This window comes from Janthinobacterium rivuli, assembly GCF_009208735.1.
In the GTDB taxonomy this organism is placed as follows: domain Bacteria; phylum Pseudomonadota; class Gammaproteobacteria; order Burkholderiales; family Burkholderiaceae_D; genus Janthinobacterium.
In genome coordinates, this window is sequence record NZ_WFLJ01000026.1 from 21,087 (window position 1) to 41,067 (window position 19,981).

General features: G+C 61.6%; 20 protein-coding genes. 17 read left to right on the forward strand and 3 right to left on the reverse strand.

What is annotated here, in order from left to right:
- Positions 1-100 precede the first annotated feature (100 nt).
- Positions 101-1,216, forward strand: coding sequence for a polyamine ABC transporter substrate-binding protein (locus tag GCN78_RS26845; RefSeq protein ID WP_152254429.1), 1,116 nt, complete (start codon positions 101-103; stop codon positions 1,214-1,216).
- A gap of 194 nt (positions 1,217-1,410) precedes the next feature.
- Here GCN78_RS26845 and GCN78_RS29935 read toward each other — a convergent pair whose 3' ends face one another.
- The 3 genes from GCN78_RS29935 to ppk1 form a co-directional block, all read right to left on the reverse strand.
- The gene (locus tag GCN78_RS29935; protein WP_254926692.1) at positions 1,411-1,536 is read right to left on the reverse strand and encodes a hypothetical protein; all 126 of its coding nucleotides are present in this window, start codon (positions 1,534-1,536) and stop codon (positions 1,411-1,413) included.
- A 298-nt stretch (positions 1,537-1,834) separates the two neighbouring features.
- Entirely contained in the window at positions 1,835-2,293 is a 459-nt protein-coding gene (gene sixA, locus GCN78_RS26855; RefSeq protein ID WP_152254430.1) for a phosphohistidine phosphatase SixA, read from the reverse strand.
- Positions 2,294-2,318: 25 nt separating this feature from the next.
- Positions 2,319-4,412, reverse strand: a complete 2,094-nt coding sequence (ppk1, locus tag GCN78_RS26860) for a polyphosphate kinase 1 (protein WP_152254431.1) — start codon at positions 4,410-4,412, stop codon at positions 2,319-2,321.
- 271 nt (positions 4,413-4,683) lie between these two features.
- On the opposite strand from ppk1, the gene pstS reads away from it, so the two are divergent.
- The 16 genes from pstS to GCN78_RS26940 all read left to right on the forward strand — a co-directional run bounded on the left by pstS (position 4,684) and on the right by GCN78_RS26940 (position 19,976).
- Positions 4,684-5,733 carry a phosphate ABC transporter substrate-binding protein PstS gene (gene pstS / locus GCN78_RS26865; RefSeq protein ID WP_152254432.1) on the forward strand — a complete coding sequence of 350 codons (1,050 nt, stop codon included), beginning with the start codon at positions 4,684-4,686 and terminating at the stop codon, positions 5,731-5,733.
- 222 nt (positions 5,734-5,955) lie between these two features.
- On the forward strand, positions 5,956-6,927 hold the full coding sequence (gene pstC, locus GCN78_RS26870) for a phosphate ABC transporter permease subunit PstC (protein ID WP_152254461.1): 972 nt from the start codon (positions 5,956-5,958) through the stop codon (positions 6,925-6,927).
- Positions 6,924-7,811, forward strand: coding sequence for a phosphate ABC transporter permease PstA (gene pstA, locus GCN78_RS26875; RefSeq protein WP_077402151.1), 888 nt, complete (start codon positions 6,924-6,926; stop codon positions 7,809-7,811). Before pstC ends, pstA begins: the two co-directional genes overlap by 4 nt.
- 38 nt (positions 7,812-7,849) lie before the next feature.
- Positions 7,850-8,632, forward strand: coding sequence for a phosphate ABC transporter ATP-binding protein PstB (gene pstB / locus GCN78_RS26880; protein WP_373631409.1), 783 nt, complete (start codon positions 7,850-7,852; stop codon positions 8,630-8,632).
- Between the two features lie 48 nt (positions 8,633-8,680).
- Positions 8,681-9,391 (forward strand): phosphate signaling complex protein PhoU, encoded by a 711-nt coding sequence (gene phoU / locus GCN78_RS26885; protein ID WP_034778131.1) that lies wholly within the window; start codon positions 8,681-8,683, stop codon positions 9,389-9,391.
- A gap of 5 nt (positions 9,392-9,396) precedes the next feature.
- Positions 9,397-10,086, forward strand: coding sequence for a response regulator (locus GCN78_RS26890; protein ID WP_034755074.1), 690 nt, complete (start codon positions 9,397-9,399; stop codon positions 10,084-10,086).
- Positions 10,087-10,097: 11 nt separating this feature from the next.
- Positions 10,098-11,414 carry a phosphate regulon sensor histidine kinase PhoR gene (phoR, locus tag GCN78_RS26895; protein ID WP_034778134.1) on the forward strand — a complete coding sequence of 439 codons (1,317 nt, stop codon included), beginning with the start codon at positions 10,098-10,100 and terminating at the stop codon, positions 11,412-11,414.
- 74 nt (positions 11,415-11,488) lie between these two features.
- On the forward strand, positions 11,489-12,685 hold the full coding sequence (gene senA, locus GCN78_RS26900; RefSeq protein WP_226939843.1) for a selenoneine synthase SenA: 1,197 nt from the start codon (positions 11,489-11,491) through the stop codon (positions 12,683-12,685).
- 33 nt (positions 12,686-12,718) lie between these two features.
- Positions 12,719-14,665 (forward strand): UvrD-helicase domain-containing protein, encoded by a 1,947-nt coding sequence (locus GCN78_RS26905; RefSeq protein ID WP_152254433.1) that lies wholly within the window; start codon positions 12,719-12,721, stop codon positions 14,663-14,665.
- Between the two features lie 94 nt (positions 14,666-14,759).
- The gene (locus GCN78_RS26910; RefSeq protein ID WP_152254434.1) at positions 14,760-15,674 is read left to right on the forward strand and encodes an NAD-dependent epimerase/dehydratase family protein; all 915 of its coding nucleotides are present in this window, start codon (positions 14,760-14,762) and stop codon (positions 15,672-15,674) included.
- Positions 15,675-16,055: 381 nt separating this feature from the next.
- Entirely contained in the window at positions 16,056-16,439 is a 384-nt protein-coding gene (locus GCN78_RS26915) for a LiaF transmembrane domain-containing protein (RefSeq protein ID WP_152254435.1), read from the forward strand.
- The gene (locus GCN78_RS26920; RefSeq protein WP_152254436.1) at positions 16,429-17,244 is read left to right on the forward strand and encodes a LiaI-LiaF-like domain-containing protein; all 816 of its coding nucleotides are present in this window, start codon (positions 16,429-16,431) and stop codon (positions 17,242-17,244) included. The genes GCN78_RS26915 and GCN78_RS26920 overlap by 11 nt, the downstream gene beginning before the upstream one ends.
- Positions 17,245-17,250: 6 nt before the next feature.
- Positions 17,251-18,327: a sensor histidine kinase gene (locus tag GCN78_RS26925; RefSeq protein WP_152254437.1), complete on the forward strand. Its 1,077-nt coding sequence runs from the start codon at positions 17,251-17,253 to the stop codon at positions 18,325-18,327.
- An 11-nt stretch (positions 18,328-18,338) separates the two neighbouring features.
- Positions 18,339-19,067, forward strand: coding sequence for a LytR/AlgR family response regulator transcription factor (locus GCN78_RS26930; protein WP_152254463.1), 729 nt, complete (start codon positions 18,339-18,341; stop codon positions 19,065-19,067).
- A gap of 54 nt (positions 19,068-19,121) precedes the next feature.
- Positions 19,122-19,526: a type II toxin-antitoxin system RelE/ParE family toxin gene (locus tag GCN78_RS26935; RefSeq protein ID WP_152254438.1), complete on the forward strand. Its 405-nt coding sequence runs from the start codon at positions 19,122-19,124 to the stop codon at positions 19,524-19,526.
- A 21-nt stretch (positions 19,527-19,547) separates the two neighbouring features.
- Complete coding sequence (locus tag GCN78_RS26940; RefSeq protein ID WP_152254439.1) at positions 19,548-19,976, forward strand: XRE family transcriptional regulator; 429 nt, start codon at positions 19,548-19,550, stop codon at positions 19,974-19,976.
- Positions 19,977-19,981 lie beyond the last annotated feature (5 nt).

Below are 19,981 nucleotides of genomic sequence, written 5' to 3' on the forward strand. Positions count from 1 at the left end.
TTGGGTTGAATCTTAGCAAGGGCGCGATCAGGCTAGACCTGATCGCGCCCTTCTTGTTATGATCGTCACTATTTTCTGACTAATTTTCGGAGGCGGTACGATGGCAAACACATGGCAAGCAGGGCGGCGCATTGGAGTGGGATTGACCTTGGCGGCGGCCGTGCTGGCCTTGCCTGCTCACGCCCAGGAAGAAAAGGTCCTGAACATCTATAACTGGTCCGACTATATCGGCGACGATACGATCAAAAATTTTGAGAAGGAAACGGGCATCAAGGTACGCTATGACGTTTTCGATAATAACGAAATCCTCAATGCGAAATTGGTGGCGGGCAAGTCAGGCTACGACATCGTCGTGCCGACGGCCCAGTGGGCGCGGCTGCAGATCGATGCGGGCCTGTTGCGCAAGCTCGACAAGAGCAAGCTGACGAACCTGGGCAACCTGGACCCCAGCCTGCAAGCCAAGCTGGCGAAGATCGACCCGAACAACGATTACCTGGTCGACTGGCTGTGGGGCTACACGACGGTGGGCATCAACGTCAACAAGGTCAAGGCCGCGCTGGGCGGCATGCCCATGCCCGACAATGCCTGGGACCTGGTGTTCGACCCGAAATATGCGGCCAAGCTGAAATCGTGCGGCGTGTCCTTCCTCGATTCGCCGTCGGAAGTGCTGCCGGCCGCCCTGCAATACCTGGGCAAGCCCGCGTACTCGAAAACGGCCGCCGACTACCAGGAGGCGGGCAAGGTGCTGCAGGCGATCCGCCCCTACGTAACCCTGTTCAGCTCGTCCGGCTACATCAATGACATGGCCAACGGCTCCGTCTGCGTGGCGCTGGGCTGGTCGGGCGACATCAATATCGCGCGCCAGCGCGCCATCGATGCGAAAAACGGCAATGTGATCCAGGTGCTGGTGCCGAAGACGGCCGCCCTGATGTTCGACACCATGGCCATCCCGGCCGACGCGCCGCACCCGAACAATGCGCACCTGTTCATCAACTACATCCTGCGTCCGCAAGTGCATGCCAGCCTGAGCAACAAGGTGTTCTACGCGAACCCGAATCCGGCCAGCATCAAATATGTACGCAAGGACATCGGCGAGAACAAGGCCATCTTCCTGTCGGACGCCGACAAGCAGCGCATGGCGGCGCCGGAAGCGACCACGGCCGATATCCGTCGCTTGATGACGCGTATCTATACGAAATTCAAAACCGGAGTTTAAAGTACGAGCTCCCTACAAAACTGTAGCGAGCGGAAGGGAGTTGTGATCGAGAAGCGGAACTGTGCTTTAGCACAGTGAGCATCGCAGATTGCAAATCGCGACGCGCAGTAAGTTTTGTGGGGAGATACAAGGATGGCGCGAGAGACTGACCGGTAGGCCGTCGCTGGCGCCATGCGATAGTGCCGAGGTGACCGCTACTCGTGGTAGCGGTCCATCAGCTTATGGTGACTGCCGCGCATTTCTTCGATCAGTTCAAAGGCGACGAAGCCGATGATGGCGGCGAAGATGGCGATGAAGAGAAAAACGAGGAAGGTTAACATGGTCTTTCAGCCGCCGTTGGACGGCTGTCCGCTGGGTTGCTCAATGTGCCAGAGCAGCGCTCCAACACGTAGTTGATGCAATTAAACTCTAGCAGATCGGCAGCGCTTTGCAAGGCTGCCGAGTTGTAATTCCTGCCAGTATTTGTCCCAGCACACTTTTTGCGCATTTCCCTGCTTGAGCACGTCTATTTCACCACCAAATCATGCGCCATCACGGCCTTCAGATAAACACTGATCGGGTCGCCTGGCTCGCGCTGCGAGAACCTGTTCATCCTTGCGTTGGCCTTGCGCATTTCCCTTATTTCACCACAAGGTCATGCGCCATTACCGCCTTCAGATAAACACTGATCGGGTCGCCTGGCTCGCGCTGCGAGAACCACCACGCGCTGGCCTTGCGCATTTCCCATTCCTGCTCTTCGCCCGTCAACAGCAGGGCGGCGGCCTGGCCCAGGGTGGGTTGGTGGCCGACGATGAGCACGGTTTCCTTGCCGGCGGGCCAATTGGCCGCTTTGAGGATATCTTCCGCTTCGGCGCCGGGCGCCAGTTCCGGCATCAGCTTGAACTTGCGGCCCAGCGCTTCGGCCGTTTGCAGGGTGCGCAGGGCGGGACTGACGAGGATGCGGCAGTTTTCCGGTAATTGCGACGCCAGCCATTCCCCCATGCGGCGCGCCTGTTTCTGGCCTTTGACGGTCAGGGCGCGTTCGAGGTCGGGGACGCCCGGCTCGGCTTCCGCGTGTCGCCACAAGATGAGATCCATGCTGTGCTCCTCTGTGTAGAATTGCCTATTCGCCGACCTCCGCGCCCGGCGTGCCCAGTGTGTGCATCAAATATTGCTGGGCGCTGAACGGCGTCTGCTTGCCGCGCGGCTTGCGGCGCGCGTACTGGCCCGTCGGCTCCAGTTCCCATGCATTCGTATTATCCTTCAAATACGGATTCAAGCCCTCGGCGATCACGCGCCGCTTCAGTGCCCGGTCCAGCACGGGGAAAGCCACTTCCACGCGGCGGAACAGGTTGCGGCTCATCCAGTCGGCGCTGGCCAGGTAGACATCGTGCGCCAAGTCGTTGCGGAAATAATAAATGCGGCTATGTTCGAGGAAACGGCCGATCACGGAGCGCACCTTGATGTTTTCCGACAAGCCAGGCACGCCCGGCTTCAGGGTGCAGGCGCCGCGCACGATCAGGTCGATCTTCACGCCATCGGTCGAGGCCGCATACAGGGCGCGGATCACGGATTCGTCCACCAGCGCGTTGACTTTCACGATGATGCGCCCGCGCCGGCCCGCGCGGGCGATCTTCGCCTCGTTGCGGATGGCCTTGATGATCTCGCTTTGCAGGCCGAACGGCGCCAGCCACAAATGGTTCAGGTTATGCGGCTTGGTCAGGCTGGTCAGGTGGATGAAGACTTCATTGACTTCCACTGCCAGGTCTTGCTTGGCCGTCAGCAAGCCAAAATCCGTGTACAGCTTGGTTGTCGTGGGATGGTAGTTGCCGGTACCCAAGTGGGCGTAGAAGCGCAAGGAGCCTTCTTCGCGGCGGATGACGAGCGCCACCTTGGCATGGGTTTTCAGACCCACGACGCCGTACACGACTTGCGCGCCCGCCTGTTCCAGCTTGTCGGCCCAGTTGATATTGGCTTCTTCGTCGAAACGCGCCATCAATTCCACGATGACGGTCACTTCCTTGCCCATCTTCGCCGCCGTGATCAACGACTCCATCAGGTCCGAGTTCATGCCCGTGCGGTAGATCGTCTGCTTGATGGCCACGACGGACGGGTCGTAGGCGGCGCTGCGGATGAAGTCGATCACCGTCTGGAACGACTGGTACGGGTGGTGCAGCAGGATGTCGTGCTTGGTCAGGGCGGCAAAGATGTCGTTGCCGATGGCTTTATGCGCGAGACCGGGGAAAAACGGCGGGAAGCGCAGCTCCGGCTGCTTGACGTGGTCGATCATTTCCGACAGGCGCACGAGGTTCACGGGGCCGTTGACGCGGTAGAGGCGGCTTTGATCGAGGTTGAACTGGTCGAGCAGGAATTGCGACAATTCTGGCGGGCAATTGCGTGCCACTTCCAGGCGCACGGAGGTGCCGAACTGGCGGCCCACCAGCTCGCCTTTCAGGGCCTGGCGCAGATTCTTGACTTCGTCCTCATCGACCCACAGGTCGCTGTCGCGTGTGACGCGGAATTGCGAATAGGCAATCACCTCGCGTCCGGCGAACAGGTCGGAAATGTGCGCGTGGATGACGGAGGACAATAAACAGAAGGAGACGCCATCGCCTGAAATCTCGTCCGGCAGCTTGATGACGCGCGGCAAGACGCGGGGCGCCTTGACGATGGCGATCGCCGTGCCGCGGCCGAACGCATCCTTGCCGCTCAGCGAGACGATGAAATTGAGACTTTTATTGACGACTTGCGGGAAGGGGTGGGCCGGGTCGAGGCCGATCGGCGTCAGCAGGGGCCGCACTTCGCGGTCGAAATACTGCTTGACCCAGGCGCGCTGCGCCTCGTTGCGGTCGCTGTCGCGCAGCAAATGCACGCCCGCTTCGCGCAGGGCCGGCAAGACGTCGTTATTTAATATCTCGTACTGGCGCTCCACCAGCGCATGACACTCCTTGCCGATGCGCTCCAGATTGGCCGCCAGGGCAGGGTGGCCGGCCAGCGAACCGCCGATGCTGCCGGCCGCCAGCAGGCTGGCCACGCGCACCTCGAAGAACTCATCCATGTTACTGCTGACGATGCACAGGTAGCGCAGGCGCTCGAGCAGCGGAATGTTCGGGTCTTCCGCCTGGGCCATCACGCGCCGGTTGAAAGTCAGTTGCGACAGCTCGCGGTCAAGCAGGATGCCCGATTTGGTCACTTCCGTGTGCAGTTCAGGTTTCATATTCTTTTGTCTTTGCAGATGATTAATTCTAGCGGTATTTTTACTTGTATGACGCGCAATGAGTGTAATCATGAAATATGACATGGCCGTGACATATTCTGTCATAAAGCGCCGGCGCGGATGTCATTTGCGGCGCTGAAAATGGCATTTCCCGGGGCGTAGGCAAATATTTCATGAAATGTGGCGCATGTCATAAAGCTGTCATATTCGCTTGCTAGACTGCGCAGCATTCAACCGGGACTTTGAGCCCTAACAACCCTGAGGACTTGATATGCAAATGAAGCAAATGTTCAAATTTATCGTCGTGGGTGCTTCGGCAGCGATGGCATTTTCTTCCGCTTCCGTCATGGCGGCAGATATGACAGGTGCTGGTGCAACCTTCCCGTACCCGATCTACGCCAAATGGGCTGAAACCTACAAAGCCAACACGGGCAACGGCCTGAACTACCAATCCGTCGGTTCCGGCGCCGGCATCAAGCAAATCAAGGCCAAGACTGTTGAATTCGGCGCTTCGGACATGCCTTTGAAGGCGGAAGAGCTGGAAGAAGCGGGCCTGATGCAGTTCCCTGCCATCATGGGCGGCGTGGTCACCATCGTCAACCTGGACGGCGTGACCCCAGGCCAGCTGAAAATGACGGGTAAAGTCGTAGGCGACATCTACCTGGGCAAGATCACCAAGTGGAGCGCGCCGGAAATCGCCGCGCTGAACACGGGCATCAAGCTGCCGGACACGGAAATCACCGTGGTGCACCGCGCCGACGGTTCGGGCACCTCGTTCCTGTTCACCGACTTCCTGTCGAAAACCAACCCGGAATTCAAATCGAAAATCGGCGCTGGCTCGGCTGTGAAGTGGGCCGTGGGCGTGGGCGGCAAGGGTAACGAAGGCGTCGCCGCCAACGTACAGCGTATCAAGGGTTCGATCGGCTACGTCGAGTGGGCTTACGCCAAGAAAAACAAGATGTCGCACACCCAGCTGCAAAACAAGGACGGCAACTTCCTGCAGCCTGACGACGACAACTTCAAGGCAGCAGCCGCTTCCGCACCTTGGACGCAAACCCCAGGCTTCGGCGTGGTCCTGACCGACCAGGCTGGCAAGAACAGCTGGCCGATCACCGGCGTGTCGTTCATCCTGATGCACAAAGTCCAGGCTGACGCAGCCAAGGCCAAGGAAGTCCTGAAGTTCTTCGACTGGGCCTACAAAAATGGCGGCCCAGCTGCCGTCGAACTGGACTACGTTCCAATGCCGGCATCGGTCGTGAAACAGGTGCAGGAATCGTGGAAAGCCAATCTGAAAGATGCATCGGGCAAATCGATCTACTAATCCGATAGTCTGAATACAGCAATATCCATCCTTGTCCCCGCCAGCAGCACGGCGGGGCAGGGAGTTAGCCAGGACCGCCCGCAAGCCCTTGCAGACGGTCCTGGCTAAAGAAGCAACAATAAAACAAGAGTTCAAAATAGCGACACCGGCAGTACCACCCACATCTGGCACAATATGAGCGCACAATCTACCTCCACCACGATCCCCATGCCAGGCGGCACCATGACCGATTCCATCAGTCACGCGCAAATGCTTTCCACCATGCGCAAGCAGCGCATCCAGGATTTTCTGTTCCACAAGGTGACGATGCTGTTCGCCCTGTCGGTGCTGATCGTCCTGGTCGGCATCATCATTTCGCTGATCATGGAATCGATACCGGCCTTCAAGACCTTCGGCCTGCATTTCATCGTGTCCGCGGAATGGGATCCCGTCAATGACCAGTACGGCGCCCTGATCCCCATCATCGGCACCCTGGTGACGTCCGTCATCGCTCTGCTGATCGCCTTTCCCGTCAGCTTCGGCATCGCCTTGTTCCTCACGGAAATCTGCCCAGCCTGGCTGCGCCGCCCGCTGGGCACGGCTGTCGAGCTGCTGGCCGGTGTGCCATCGATCATCTACGGCATCTGGGGCCTGTTCGTGTTCGCGCCCCTGTTCGCCGACCACGTCCAGCCTCTGCTGAAAGCCACCTTGGGCAACGTGCCCGTCATCGGCCAGCTGTTCAGCGGCCCCATGATGGGCATCGGCCTGCTGACGGCCGGCCTGGTGCTGGCCATCATGATCATTCCGTTCATCGCTTCCGTGATGCGCGACGTGTTCGAGATCGTCCCTGCCGTGCTGAAGGAATCGGCCTACGGTCTGGGCTGCACGCGCTGGGAAGTGGTGCGCAAGATCGTCTTGCCATACACCAAGACCGGCGTCGTCGGCGGCGTCATGCTGGGCCTGGGCCGCGCGCTGGGCGAGACCATGGCCGTGACCTTCGTCATCGGTAACGCGAACAAGCTGTCGTGGTCGTTGTTTGCCGCCGGTAACAGCATCACCTCCTTGCTGGCGAACGAATTCGGCGAAGCGCAATCGGCGCTGCACGTGTCCTCGCTGTTCTCGCTGGCCCTGATCCTGTTTGTCATCACCTTTATCGTCTTATCCGCCGCCAAGCTGATGCTGGCTGGCATGTCCCGCAAGGAAGGCACGAAATGAGCCAAGTAAGCACTCTCGACGTTCCGGCCAAGCCGGCCATGAACCCCGTCTACCGCAAGCGCCTGCTGATGCACCGCGTCGGTATCGCCCTGTCGGTGGCCGCCATGGCCCTGGGCCTGGCCGTGCTCGTGTGGATCCTGTTCACCCTGGTGATCAAGGGTTTCGGCGCCCTGTCCGTCGACCTGTTCACGCAAACGACGCCGGCCCCGGGCAGCGAAGGCGGCGGCTTGATCAATGCCATCGTCGGCAGCGCCCTGATGGTGGGCCTGGCCACGGTCGTCAGCACCCCGATCGGCATCCTGGCCGGCATCTACCTGGCCGAATACGGCGAAGAAAACAAGCTGGCGCAAGTGACGCGTTTCGTCACCGACATCATGCTGTCGGCGCCATCGATCGTCATCGGCCTGTTCGTGTATGCGCTGTACGTGGCGCATGTGAAACACTTCTCCGGTTACGCCGGCGCCATCGCCCTGTCGCTGATCGCGGTGCCGGTGGTGGTGCGCACGACGGACAATATGCTGCGCCTGGTGCCGAACAGCCTGCTGGAAGCCGCGTTTGCCCTGGGCGCGCCGCGCTGGAAGGTCGCCACCCTGGTGCGCTTGCGCGCCGTCAAGGCGGGCGTCATCACCGGTGTGCTGCTGGCCTTGGCCCGCATCGCCGGCGAAACGGCGCCACTGCTGTTCACGGCCCTGAATAACCAGTTCCAAAGCTTCAACATGAATGCGCCGATGGCCAACTTGCCGTCCGTCATCGCATCGTTCGCGATGAGCCCGTACGACAACTGGCGCTCGCTGGCCTGGGGCGGCGCACTGCTGATCACCTTCAGCGTGCTGGCCCTGAATATCCTGTCGCGCACCGTGTTCAGCCAAAAAGTCCCTAATTAAACAGATACCGAGCGAAGCGAACCCCTATGAATACGCAAATGAATCCAGCACAAGACCTGGCACCAAAGAAAAAAACCATCGAGATTTCGGGCCTGAACTTTTTTTACGGCAAAACGCAAAGCTTGCATAACGTCAACCTGGACATCCACGAAAAGAAGGTCACGGCTTTCATCGGCCCGTCCGGTTGCGGCAAATCGACCCTGCTGCGCACCCTGAACCGCATGTACGACCTGTACCCGGGCCAGCGCGCGGAAGGCTCGATTCTGTACCGCGGCCGCAACGTGCTCGACGCGGACCAGGACGTCAACATGCTGCGCGCCAAGGTCGGCATGGTGTTCCAGAAGCCGACGCCGTTCCCCATGTCCGTGTACGACAACATCGCCTTCGGCGTGCGCCTGTATGAAGACCTGTCGAAGGGCGAAATGGACGAACGCGTCGAATGGGCCCTGAAAAAGGCCGCGCTGTGGGGCGAGGTCAAGGACAAGCTGACCAAGAGCGGCCTGTCGCTGTCGGGCGGCCAGCAGCAGCGTTTGTGCATCGCGCGCGGCGTGGCCGTGAAGCCGGACGTCTTGCTGCTCGATGAGCCGACCTCGGCGCTGGACCCGATCTCGACGTCGAAAGTGGAAGAGCTGATCAGCGAACTGAAACAGGATTACACGATCGCCATCGTGACGCACAATATGCAGCAGGCGGCGCGTTGCTCCGACTACACGGCCTATATGTACCTGGGCGAGCTGGTGGAATTCGGCGAAACGGACCAGATATTCATGAATCCTGCCCGCAAGGAAACGCAGGATTACATCACGGGCCGCTTCGGCTGATCCGCCCAGAATAACGACATACAAGACAACTGAATACGGAGAGACGGCATGATAGGCGAACATTCATCCAAGCAATACGACAACGAACTCGAAGCGATCCGCTCGAAAGTGCTCCTGATGGGCGGCATCGTTGAAACCCAGTTCCTCGACGCGATGACGTGCTTTCGCATCGGCAATCCGGAACGCGCCGACCGCGTGATGCGCGAAGACGACGTCGTCAACCAGCTGGAAGTGTCGCTGGACGACGCCTGCAGCCATCTGATCGTGCGCCGCCAGCCGGCCGCCAACGACTTGCGCACCATCATGGCCACCATCAAGGTGATTACCGACCTCGAGCGCGTAGGCGACGAGGCGACCAAGATCGCCCGCGTGGCGAAGAATCTGCACAAGCGCGGCAACGGCGTCGTCAACCATTATGAAATGGTGCGCGGCATTGCCAACACGGCCACCGACATGCTGCACGACGCCCTGGACGCGTTCGCGCGCAACGATGGCAAGCAGGCCTTACAATTAATTGCACAAGATGCCATCATCGACCATGAGTTTCGGTCTATCATGCGCAACTTGATAACCTTTATGATGGAAGACCCGCGCACGATTTCGGCGGCGCTCGATACCCTGTGGGTGGCCAAGGCCATCGAACGGATCGGCGACCATGCGAAAAACATCGCCGAATACGTGATTTACGTGGTTGAAGGCAAGGACATCCGCCACACCAAGGTGGCCGCTCCCGCCATTTCCGAGGAGCTCCCTGAGTAAGCTTTATGGCATCTGATAAAACCACGGTATTGATTGTTGAAGATGAGCCGGCCATCGTTGAACTGGTGACCTATTCGCTGCGCGAATCCGGCTGGAATTGCTGTTCCGTACAAAACGTCGCCGATGCCTGGGAATTCATCCAGCACCGCACGCCGCATCTGATTCTGCTGGACTGGATGCTGCCGGACCAGACGGGCTTGCGCCTGCTGTCGCGCATCCGTGCCGACCGCAATTTCGCGGCCATCCCCGTCATCATGCTCACCGCCAAGAGCATGGAAGAAGACAAGCTGGCCGGCTTGAACAGCGGGGCCGACGATTACGTCACCAAGCCGTTCTCGCCGCGCGAGTTGCTGGCCCGCGCCAAGGCCTTGCTGCGACGCAAGAGCCCGGAACACGCGCAGGCGCCCATGCGCGCCGGCAACGTGGCCCTGGACCCCGTCAGCTGCACCGTGATGATGGACGAGCAGAAGATCGATATCGGCCATGCCGAATACAAGCTGCTGAAATTCCTGCTGGCCCATCCGGAGCGCGTGTTTTCGCGCAGCCAGCTGCTCGACAAGGTGTGGGGCGACCATGTGGTGATCGAGGAACGCACGGTCGATGTCCACGTATTGCGCTTGCGCAAAGCCTTGAAAGAGGCGGAAAGCCTGATCAAGACGGTGCGCAGCGTTGGCTACATGTTGTCTGAAAAATAAAGCTGGCCTCTATGAATCCGAAATTGCTGTTCTGGGTACCGGCCGCCTTGCGCATGGTGCTGGCGCTGCTGGGCGTGGCCGTCGTCTGGTACCTGTTTGGCGCCACGTATGCGCTGGGCATCGCCTTCGTGCTGATGGCCATGATGGTGTTCGTGCAGCTGTCGTATCTGTTTCAGCTGAGTAACTGGCTGGACAATCCGCAAAGCGCCAAGCTGCCCGACGGCTGGGGCGCCTGGACCAGCATCTTCGCGCGTCTGTACCGCATGCGCCGCGACGACGAGAAAAACCAGGCCGAGCTGACGGAATGGCTGGCGCGTTTCCGCCAGGCCATGCACCTGCTGCCCGACGGCGTCGTCATCATGGACGACGTGCTGTTCCTCGAATGGTGCAACCCGGCCGCCGAGAAACACCTGGGCCTCACGCACGAGCGCGACAAGGGCATGCGCGTGACCAACCTGATCCGCAGCCCCGAGTTCATGGATTACATCATCCTGGGCCGCTACGACCAGCCGCTGACGATCACCTTCCGCAACCGCAAGCTGATCGTGCAAATCATTCCGTTCGAGAACCGCCGCCAGATCCTCGTCACGCACGACGTGACGGAAACGGAGCGCATCGAAATGATGCGCCGCGACTTCATCGCCAACGCCTCGCACGAACTGCGCACGCCGCTGACGGTCATCGTCGGCTTCCTGGAAATCGCATCTGCCGAGCTGGACCTGGACGCCGCCACGCGCGCCGCCCACCTCAAGCTGATGACGGAGCAGGGGCACCGCATGCAGCATCTGATCGAGGACATGCTGACCCTGTCGCGCCTGGAATCGGTCGACTACCCGCTGCGCCCCGAACCGGTGGATATCAAGAAACTGATGCAGCAAGTCTTGCGCGACGCCAAGGGCTTATCGGCCGGCAAGCATGAAGTGACCATGGAATGCAACGGTCCCGACGTGCTGGGCAGCTACGACGAGCTGTATAGCGCCTTCGGCAACCTGGCTTCGAACGCCGTGCGCTACACGCCGGCCGGCGGTACCATCACCCTGCGCTGGCAGGACGGCCCGGCCGGACCGCAATTCATCGCGCAAGACACGGGCATCGGCATCAGCCAGGAGCATATCTCGCGCCTGACCGAACGTTTCTACCGCGTCGACAAGAGCCGCTCGCGCGAAACCCAGGGCACGGGCCTGGGCCTGGCCATCGTCAAGCACGTGCTGCTGCGCCATGGCGGGACGTTGGCCATCCAGTCCGTGGCCGACAAGGGCAGCAGCTTCATCGTCAGCATGCCCAAATCCGTCGTCACGCCGCTGCAGGGCGAGTTGCTGGTCAAGTAGGACGGGGCAGGGGGCCTTGCCCCTGTTTCCCGTGCGACTGGTGCAAGCTAGGCATAAGTCGTTACAATCTGGCCATGACTTTAATCAACACCTCTTTTCGCCACGCCGGCGCGCAGCAACTGGCCCAGTCGCTGCAGGCTGCGCGCCAGGATACGCTTTCCCTGTTCGACTGCTACGTCACCGCCGGCCTGGACGTGGTGGCCGGCTTGCCCCGTCATCCGCGCCTCAATCCGCCCTTGTGGCAACTCGCGCACATTGCCTGGTTCGCCGAGTGGTTCATCCTGCGCGAAGCCGCTTCCAGCCATCCGGCCGACGCCATCTATAACTCCCTGCTGACGCGTGGCGACGACTTGTTCGACGCCAATATGGTGGAACATCGCGCGCGCTGGAAGCTGGAATTGCCCAGCCCGGGCGCCGTGAAGACGTATTGTCACGAAGTGCTCGACCGGGTGCTGGATAAACTGTCGCGCGAAGCCAATGTCGACGGCGCCCTGGCGCCATACCGGCTGGCCCTGGCGCATGAAGATTTGTGTGGCGAAGAAATGCTGGCCGGCTTGCAATGGCTGGGTCTGGAAGCACCCGAGTCCCTGGCGGCCAGCCCGGCCTTGCCGCCAGGCGCGGGGCAGATCGCTTTTCCTGGCAGCACCATCGAACTGGGCTCGCCGCGCGGGGACGGTTTTGCCTTCGACAATGAATCGCCGCCCCATGCCTGTTACGTGGCGCCGTTTTCCATCGATGCCTGCGCCGTCTCCAATGCCCAGTATGCCGATTTTGTCGCCGACGGCGGCTACCAGAACCGCCAGTTCTGGAGTGCGGCCGGCAGCGCCTGGCTGATGCGGCAGGAGCGCTCGTCGCCCCTGTACTGGCTGCGCGAAGCGACGCAGTGGCGCACCATGCGTTTCGGCCAGCGCACGACCTTGCCGCCGAATGAAGCCGTGCGCCACATCAATCTGTATGAGGCGCAGGCGTACTGCGCCTGGGCGGGGCGTCGCCTGGCGACCGAGGCGGAATGGGAGTATGCTGCGCTGTCCGGCCACCCGCGCTTTCACTGGGGGCAGGTGTGGGAGTGGACGGCGACGCCGTTCGAGCCGTATCCGGGTTTCGCGGTGGACGCCTGGCGCGAGTACTCGGCGCCGTATTTCATGCAGCACCAGGTGCTGCGCGGCGCCGCCTTCGCCACGCCGCCGCGCCTGCATTCGGCGCGCATGCGCGCCTTCCACGCGCCCGAGCGCGGCGACATCTTTGCCGGCCTGCGCACTTGCGCCTGGTAGCGCGCCGAGAACAGACATCATGTCAGGATACCCTTGAGTACAGATAACGCCCCGCAGTTCATTCCCAAACGCATCACGCCCACGCCGGAACAAGTCGCCATCCAGACGGCGCAAAAGAAAGTGGTGCTGATCGACGCCAACGCCGGCGCGGCCAAGACGACGACCCTGGCCCTGCGCCTGGCCGAGGCGCTGCACCGTGGCCGCGCGCCCGAGCGCATGCTGGCCCTGGTCTTCACCGAGGCGGCGCGCGTGGCCCTGCGCCAGCGCCTGCTGGAAGTGGGCGTGCCGCTCGGCGTCGTCAAGCGCCTGACCGTCGACACCTTCGACGCCTTTGCCGCCAAGGTGCTGCTGCAGCTGGAAAACATGCAGGTGGCGTTCATGCGCAGCGATGAAGAGCTGCGTCCCGTGGCCTGGGAAGCACTGGAAGTCGTGTCGGGAAAGTATGCCCACCGCTACCCGCTGGAAATCAACACGACCAACGGGGCCATCGCCGAATTCTTGAAATTGCAATTGCGTACCAAGGCGCGCCTGGATTTCCAGAATCCTGACTTCGAGAGCAATTCGCTGGACGACAACCTGGAGCTGCTGGGCATGTCGCGCACGCATTATCTGTGGCTGCGCGAATACGAAGGCTTGCGCGGCGCCGACACGGGCGATATCCAGTTCCGCGCGCCGTTCGACGCCACCTACGACCTGGTGCGCATGCTCGACGGCGACGAGCCGCTGCGCCAGCAATTGCCCGCCTTCCAGATCATCGTCGCCGATGAATTGCACGACTTGAACGAGGCGTCGTTCCGCCTGCTGACCATGCTGATACGCCGTGGCAACGCGTTTTTCTGTGGCGCGGGCGACAAGGACCAGGTCATCTATACATGGTCGGGCGCCGACCACCGCTTCCTGCGTCAGCGCTTCGAGCAGGAGTTCCCGGCCTTGCAGCGCCTGCCGCTGACGGCGTCCTACCGCTACGGCCCGCAACTGGCGCAGGCCGTGGGCGTGCTGAAAAACAAGGCCAGCGTGTCGGCCCTGTCGCGCGCCACCCATATCGACGTGCTCGAGTACGACCATGCGCAGCCGCAGGCGTGCAGCGCCCAGCTGATCGCGGCGCTCGAACACGCGCATGCGGGCACGACGGCCATCTTGCTGCGCGACCGCGACCAGGCCATCCGCGTGGAAACGGCGCTGTTCCAGAGCGGCATCGCATATGGCCTGGTGGACATGAATAGCTATCTGTTGAGCCTGGAAGTGCTGATGCTGCGCGGCATGGTCGCCATCGCCCGCAAGGATTTGCACGCGATCAAGAGCGGTCCACGCCGCGGCGAGATCCTCGAAGCCCTGGTGGCCTTCGCGGAAATCCCGTTTACGCGCGGTGAACTCCAGCAAGCCAAGGCCGACGTGGCCAACTATCCCGACTTGCTGGAAGGCTTCCTGACGAACCAGCTGGCCAAGTCGCACAACCAGGACAAGGCGGCGCTGACCCTGGCCGCCGTCGACTACCTGCGCGCGCTGCCCTCCGACGCCCTGGCGGGCGACGCGCTGCAGCACATCTTTGGCCTGATGCAGCTGGAACAGACGGCGCGCCGCATCTATGTCGACCCGGCGCAAGCGCGGGTCGTCGCCCGTTCCCTGCACGGCTTCATTGCCGTATGCCGCGAAGCGGGCGTGGCGCTGGGTGGCTTTGCCGGCTGGCTGGGCGAGATGGAAGACGCCGTGACGGTGTCGACCGGCAAGGCCAAACTGGTCATCGCCTGCATCGACCAGATCAAGGGCCTCGAATACAACCACGTGATTCTGCCCTACCTGGCCGTCGATGAATTCCCGCGCAGCAAGACCGACCCGCTGGAAGAGGAAAACCGCTTCTATGTGGCCGCCACCCGCGCGCGCGACCGGCTGACCTTGTTGACGCCGGAAGACCCCGCCTACCGGAGCCGCTACATCGCCGCCCTGCAACTGAAAAACAGGACTCTTGCGCCCAAGTCATAAATCCTTTGCCGCGTGAGCGCTTTTTGCGAAAGACGAAAGCGGGCATACTGGGCTGGTGTGATTGACAGCAATCTAACCAGACAAGGAGCAAGATATGAAGGTGTTTTTGACGGGTGCGGCAGGTTTCATCGGCAGTTCCATCGCGGCGGACCTCGTGCGCGCCGGCCATCAGGTGACGGGCCTCGTGCGCAAACCGGAGCAGGTGGCCGAGCTGGCCAAGATCGGTGTGTTGGGCGTGCAGGGCGAGTTGAACGACCGCGAGCTGATCATGGCGCAGGCGAAGGCGGCCGATGCCGTCATCAATGCGGCCAGCAGCGACCACCGGGGCGCCGTCGAAGCCATCCTGGAAGCGCTGGCTGGCAGCAACAAACCTTTCCTCCACACGAGCGGCTCGTCCATCGTGGGCGACGCCTCGGGCGGCGAGGGGACGCAGCAGATTTATCACGAAGACCAGCTGCCGGCGCCCACGGCCGACAAGGCCGCGCGGGTCGCCATCGATGACCTGGTCCTGGCCGGTGCGCGGCACGGTGTGCGCGCCAGCGTGTTGTGCAATACCCTGATCTACGGCCATGGCGCCTTGCCGCGCGACAGCGTGCAGTTGCCCCGCCTGTTGAAACAGGCGCGCAAGAGCGGCATCGTGCGCCACGTGGGGCCGGGCCGCAACATCTGGTCCAATGTGCATATAGACGACGTCGTCAGCCTGTATTTGCTGGCGCTGGAAAAATCGCCGGCCGGCACGTTTTATTTCGTCGAAGCGGGCGAAGCGGCGTTCCGCGACATGACTGCCGCCATCGCCACGGCACTGGACCTGGGTCCCGCGCAGGACTGGCCGCTGCCCGAGGCGATAGCCGAATGGGGCTACGAGATGGCGTCCTACGGCCTCGGTTCCAACAGCCGCGTGCGCGGCGCGCGGGCGCGCAAGCTGCTGGGCTGGCAGCCGCGGGGGCCGTCCGTGCTCGAATGGATCCAGCACGACATGCTCAAGCCGCCGCACGCCGCCACCGTTTGATGCAGCTCAGCAAAACCTCATCAGTGTGCGCTAGCGAACGGTGCTATGTGGCGATCGGGAGTATGATGGCTTCGCTTGGTTGAGACGCACTGCCGTGAGGTTGGCGGCATGTTCGATCTTCCAGCAGGTCAGCCGGTCGCCTCAAGGATCGGCACCAGATTCTTGCCGCCAGCGCGTTCGCGCCTTGCGGCTGAGCACTGCAACTCCAGGTCGCGGTGTGTACTGCGAACCCCTTCAAGGCCGGCCTAGCCGGTCTTTTTTTTGCCTGTCGTTTGCGCCGCCGCGCCATTCACCGCCGCCTGTCCGCCATTCGCCGAAGCGGTGTTTTCGCGCGCCCGAAATCCGCGTATCTTTACGATCAACTAACTTCAAAGGGTGACCGTGAAACCTGAACCAGCTTATTGCCGCCGTACCCAGCTGCTGTGGGGCGTGCTGCTGATCGCCATCGGCGCCGTCATCCTGCTGGACCGGCTCGATGTGATCTATCTCCGCGATTACTATGCACTATGGCATTATTGGCCGCTGATACTGGTGCTCTTCGGCCTGAACAAACTGCTCACGCCTGTGTCCGCCAAGCAGGTACTGAGCGGCTTGTGGCTGATCTTCTTCGCCGCCTGGTGGTATGTGTCGTATGAAGAACTGTGGAACTTGAATTTCTACAATAGCTGGCCCGCCTTGCTGATCGCCTGGGGCGTGGGCCTCGTGCTGGAGCCGCTGTTGAACAAACATTTTATTGCCTACCGGGAGTCCGAGCATGAAAAATAAACCGCCGCTGCACTCGCCATCGCAGATCGTGCTGGGCGTCATCGTCATCGGCCTGGGCCTGCTGTTCCTGCTCGATAACCTCGGTTTCATCGATGTGCGCTACACCTTCCGTTTCTGGCCCACGGTGCTGATCGTGTTTGGCCTGCTGAAACTGTCGCAAAGCCGCAGCGCCAACGGTTATTTGTTGGGCGGCATGCTGGTGCTGCTGGGCGTGGCCTGGACTCTCAAGCACATGGGCATTTTCTACATGAACTGGGGCTTGTTGTGGCCGCTGCTGATCATCGGCCTGGGCGTGGCCGTGGTGTCGAAGTCCCTGCCCGGGGCGCAGCAGCGCCAGCGCCGCCGGCGCTTTGCCGCGCAGCAAGATGGAAGCGCTGCGCCTGACGCATTCGGCCAGGCCAGGAATGGCGCCGTGTCGCTGGCCAAGGATACCGCCGATGCCACTGCGGCGCCCGGCGCCGGCGCCCAGGCGGACGATGACAGCGTCATCGAAGTGACGGCCATCCTCGGCGGCTATGTGCGGCGCGTGTCGTCGCAGCGCTTCAGGGGCGGCGACATCAACGTCATCATGGCCGGCTGCGAAATCGACTTGCGCCAGGCCTCGATCGAAGGCGAAGCCGTGCTCAACGTATTTGCCCTGTGCGGCGGCGTCACCATCAAGATTCCGCCCGACTGGAGCGTCGTGCTGCAGGGTACGCCCATCCTTGGCGGCTTCGAGGAAAAGACCATCGTGCCGCCGAACCAGGCCAAGCGCCTGTATGTGACGGGCTACGCCATCATGGGCGGCCTGGAAATCCGCAACTAGGCGCGCATGTCGGGGCCTTTGTCGCAGCGGCGCGGCGCCGTGGTGGTGTTCCTGGTCTGCATCGCGCTGGGCCTGGCCCTGGCCTTGATGTTGGCCCGGGTGGCCCACGCGCCCTGGCTCAATGCCGTCGTGCTGGTGGTGCCCGCCACGCTTGTGTATGCGATCGGCTCGGGGTTTTCCGCGTTCTACCTGTGCCGCGCCTATCCCTTGCACGCGCGCCATCCGCTCGCCATCGCCGGCGTGATGGGCGTGGCGGCCCTGTTCGCTGGCTTGCTGTGGGCGACCTTGCTGCAATTTTTGAACAGCGTCAGCCAGTTGCTGGAGCTGCGCTGGCTGGGCGTGAACCTGACGCCATCGCTGCTGGCCCTGTTCTTCGGCCTGGGCGTGCTGCTGTATTGCCTGGCCGCCGCCGTGCATTATCTGTTGCTCGAATTCGTGCGCGCCAGGATGGCCGAGCAGCGGGGCCTGGAAGCGCAACTGATGGCGCAGGAAGCGCAGCTGCGCATGTTGCGCACGCAGATCGATCCGCATTTTCTGTTCAATAGCCTGAACTCCATCAGCGCCTTGACGTCTATCGATGCGGCGGGCGCGCGCCAGATGACGCTGCAGCTGGCCAGTTTCTTTCGCCAGAGCCTGAGCCTGGAAGCGCACAAGCACATCACCGTGGAGCAGGAACTGGTGCTGATCCGCCATTTTCTCGCCATCGAGCAAGTGCGCTTCGGCGAACGCCTGCAAGTGCTGGAGAGCATCGACGCGGACGCGCTGGCCTGTCTGCTGCCGCCCATGCTGATACAGCCGCTGGTTGAAAATGCCGTCAAGCATGGACTCTGCGGCTTGACGGAGGGCGGTCTGATCGCCATCGAGGTGCGGCGCGCGGGCAGCCTGTTGCAGATCGCCGTGCGCAATCCGGTGGATGCGGATCAGGGGCCGGCGCGTGGCAACGGCGTGGGCCTGGAGAATGTGCGCCAGCGCCTGGCCGGCGCGTATGGCCACGAGGCCAGCGTGCACTGGGGCCGGCGCGACGGCCATTTCGAAGTGATGATTTCCATGCCGGCGCAGACCGGCGACACGGAGGAAGCATGAGGCAGGCAAGAATGCGCGTGGCCATCGTCGACGATGAAGCGCTGGCGCGCGGCGTGCTGCGCGAATACCTGGCGCGCCATGACGATATCGATATCGTGGCCGAATGCGCCAACGGCTTCGAAGCCGTCAAGGCCATCGCGGAACTGGAGCCGGAACTGGTGTTTCTCGACATCCAGATGCCGCGCCTGGACGGTTTTGAAGTGGCCGAACTGATCGGTGCGAAGACAAAGCTGATCTTTGTCACGGCCTACGACCAGTACGCCTTGAAGGCGTTCGACTGCCATGCGCTCGATTACCTGCTGAAACCGTTCAGCGAACAGCGCTTCGACCAGGCGCTGGCCCATGCGCGCGCCCAGCGCGGCACGCCCGGGACGGTGCTGACGCTGGCGCGCGAGGCGGCCACGCGGGCCGCACCTTTGGCCCGCGTGCTGATACGCGACGGCGCCAAGGTCCACATCATCGCCAGCGCGCGCATCGACTACATCGAGGCGCAGGACGATTACATCAGCATCCGTTCCGAGGGCAAGTCCTACCTGAAAAGCCAGACCCTGGCGGAGCTGGAGACCCAGCTCGATCCCGCCAAGTTCCTGCGCGTGCACAGGTCGTATCTGCTCAATATCGACGGTATCCGCCGCATTGAGGCGGCGACGAAAGACAGCCACGTGGCCATCTTGCGCGACGATACGAGGATACCCGTGAGCAAGGCGGGGTATCAGAAGCTGAGGTTACTGGTTGGCTAGCATGTTCTGTGGCGGAGATACTTAATCATTTAAGCATGATATCATCTGGAGGTGATGGTGAATGCGCCGAGGACATGGCCAGTCTCGTTTCACGATGATTTCGACGCGGAATTCGATGCTTTGCCGATAGATGTCCAAGATGAATTGCTGGCGAGTGCCGATGCGCTGTCGAAGCTGGGCCCGACTGCCGGGCGTCCTCATGTCGGGACGTTGAAGAACCCTAAACACCCGAACATGAAAGAGCTGCGTTTCAAGGCCAACAACGGGGCAGAGGTGTGGCGCGCGGTCTTTGCTTTCGATACGAGGCGAGAGGCGGTGATTCTGGTTGCGGCAGCCAAGCAAGGTGTCGATGAGGACAAGTTTTACAGGGATTTGTTATTCAAGGCAAATGCACGCTACGAGCAACACCTCAAAAACCTGGCTGCAGCGAACACCGGGCCGGACAAAGGCAATAGATGATTTTAGGAGCAGGAGATTGCCATGGGAAGAAATCTGAATGACGTCATCCACAGTCTGCCTACCGAGCGGCAGGCAAAAATTGCCGCTTTGTCCCAGGAAAAAATGCAAGAAATGATAGCGCACGCCGCCACGTTGACGGATTTTCGCAAGGCCGTGGGCAAGACCCAGGCGGAAGTTGCCAGGGAACTCGGGATTCAACAGCATGCTGTTTCCCAACTGGAAAAGCGTAGCGATACCTATGTCTCGACCTTGCGCCGGTTTCTGCAATCGCTGGGCATGACATTGGAGCTGTCGGTCGTTGCGCAAAACGGCGTTCGTATCGAACTGCAGAATTTTCTGCGCAGCGAGGAAGTTGAGGCCGATGTCCATGACAGTGCGCTTGCTGCGCCTGCCAAGGCCCCTGGAGGGCGGAAAACCGGCGTGTCGCGCAAGCGGGCTGGCAACACCTGAAGAGA

Coding starts and splice junctions, on each gene's coding strand:
- GCN78_RS26845 (WP_152254429.1), top strand. CDS start 101: ATGGCAAACACATGGCAAGCAGGGCGGCGCATTGGAGTGGGATTGACC.
- GCN78_RS29935 (WP_254926692.1), bottom strand. CDS start 1,536: ATGTTAACCTTCCTCGTTTTTCTCTTCATCGCCATCTTCGCCGCCATC.
- sixA (WP_152254430.1), bottom strand. CDS start 2,293: ATGGATCTCATCTTGTGGCGACACGCGGAAGCCGAGCCGGGCGTCCCC.
- ppk1 (WP_152254431.1), bottom strand. CDS start 4,412: ATGAAACCTGAACTGCACACGGAAGTGACCAAATCGGGCATCCTGCTT.
- pstS (WP_152254432.1), top strand. CDS start 4,684: ATGCAAATGAAGCAAATGTTCAAATTTATCGTCGTGGGTGCTTCGGCA.
- pstC (WP_152254461.1), top strand. CDS start 5,956: ATGACCGATTCCATCAGTCACGCGCAAATGCTTTCCACCATGCGCAAG.
- pstA (WP_077402151.1), top strand. CDS start 6,924: ATGAGCCAAGTAAGCACTCTCGACGTTCCGGCCAAGCCGGCCATGAAC.
- pstB (WP_373631409.1), top strand. CDS start 7,850: ATGAATCCAGCACAAGACCTGGCACCAAAGAAAAAAACCATCGAGATT.
- phoU (WP_034778131.1), top strand. CDS start 8,681: ATGATAGGCGAACATTCATCCAAGCAATACGACAACGAACTCGAAGCG.
- GCN78_RS26890 (WP_034755074.1), top strand. CDS start 9,397: ATGGCATCTGATAAAACCACGGTATTGATTGTTGAAGATGAGCCGGCC.
- phoR (WP_034778134.1), top strand. CDS start 10,098: ATGAATCCGAAATTGCTGTTCTGGGTACCGGCCGCCTTGCGCATGGTG.
- senA (WP_226939843.1), top strand. CDS start 11,489: ATGACTTTAATCAACACCTCTTTTCGCCACGCCGGCGCGCAGCAACTG.
- GCN78_RS26910 (WP_152254434.1), top strand. CDS start 14,760: ATGAAGGTGTTTTTGACGGGTGCGGCAGGTTTCATCGGCAGTTCCATC.
- GCN78_RS26920 (WP_152254436.1), top strand. CDS start 16,429: ATGAAAAATAAACCGCCGCTGCACTCGCCATCGCAGATCGTGCTGGGC.
- GCN78_RS26925 (WP_152254437.1), top strand. CDS start 17,251: ATGTCGGGGCCTTTGTCGCAGCGGCGCGGCGCCGTGGTGGTGTTCCTG.
- GCN78_RS26930 (WP_152254463.1), top strand. CDS start 18,339: ATGCGCGTGGCCATCGTCGACGATGAAGCGCTGGCGCGCGGCGTGCTG.
- GCN78_RS26935 (WP_152254438.1), top strand. CDS start 19,122: ATGGTGAATGCGCCGAGGACATGGCCAGTCTCGTTTCACGATGATTTC.
- GCN78_RS26940 (WP_152254439.1), top strand. CDS start 19,548: ATGGGAAGAAATCTGAATGACGTCATCCACAGTCTGCCTACCGAGCGG.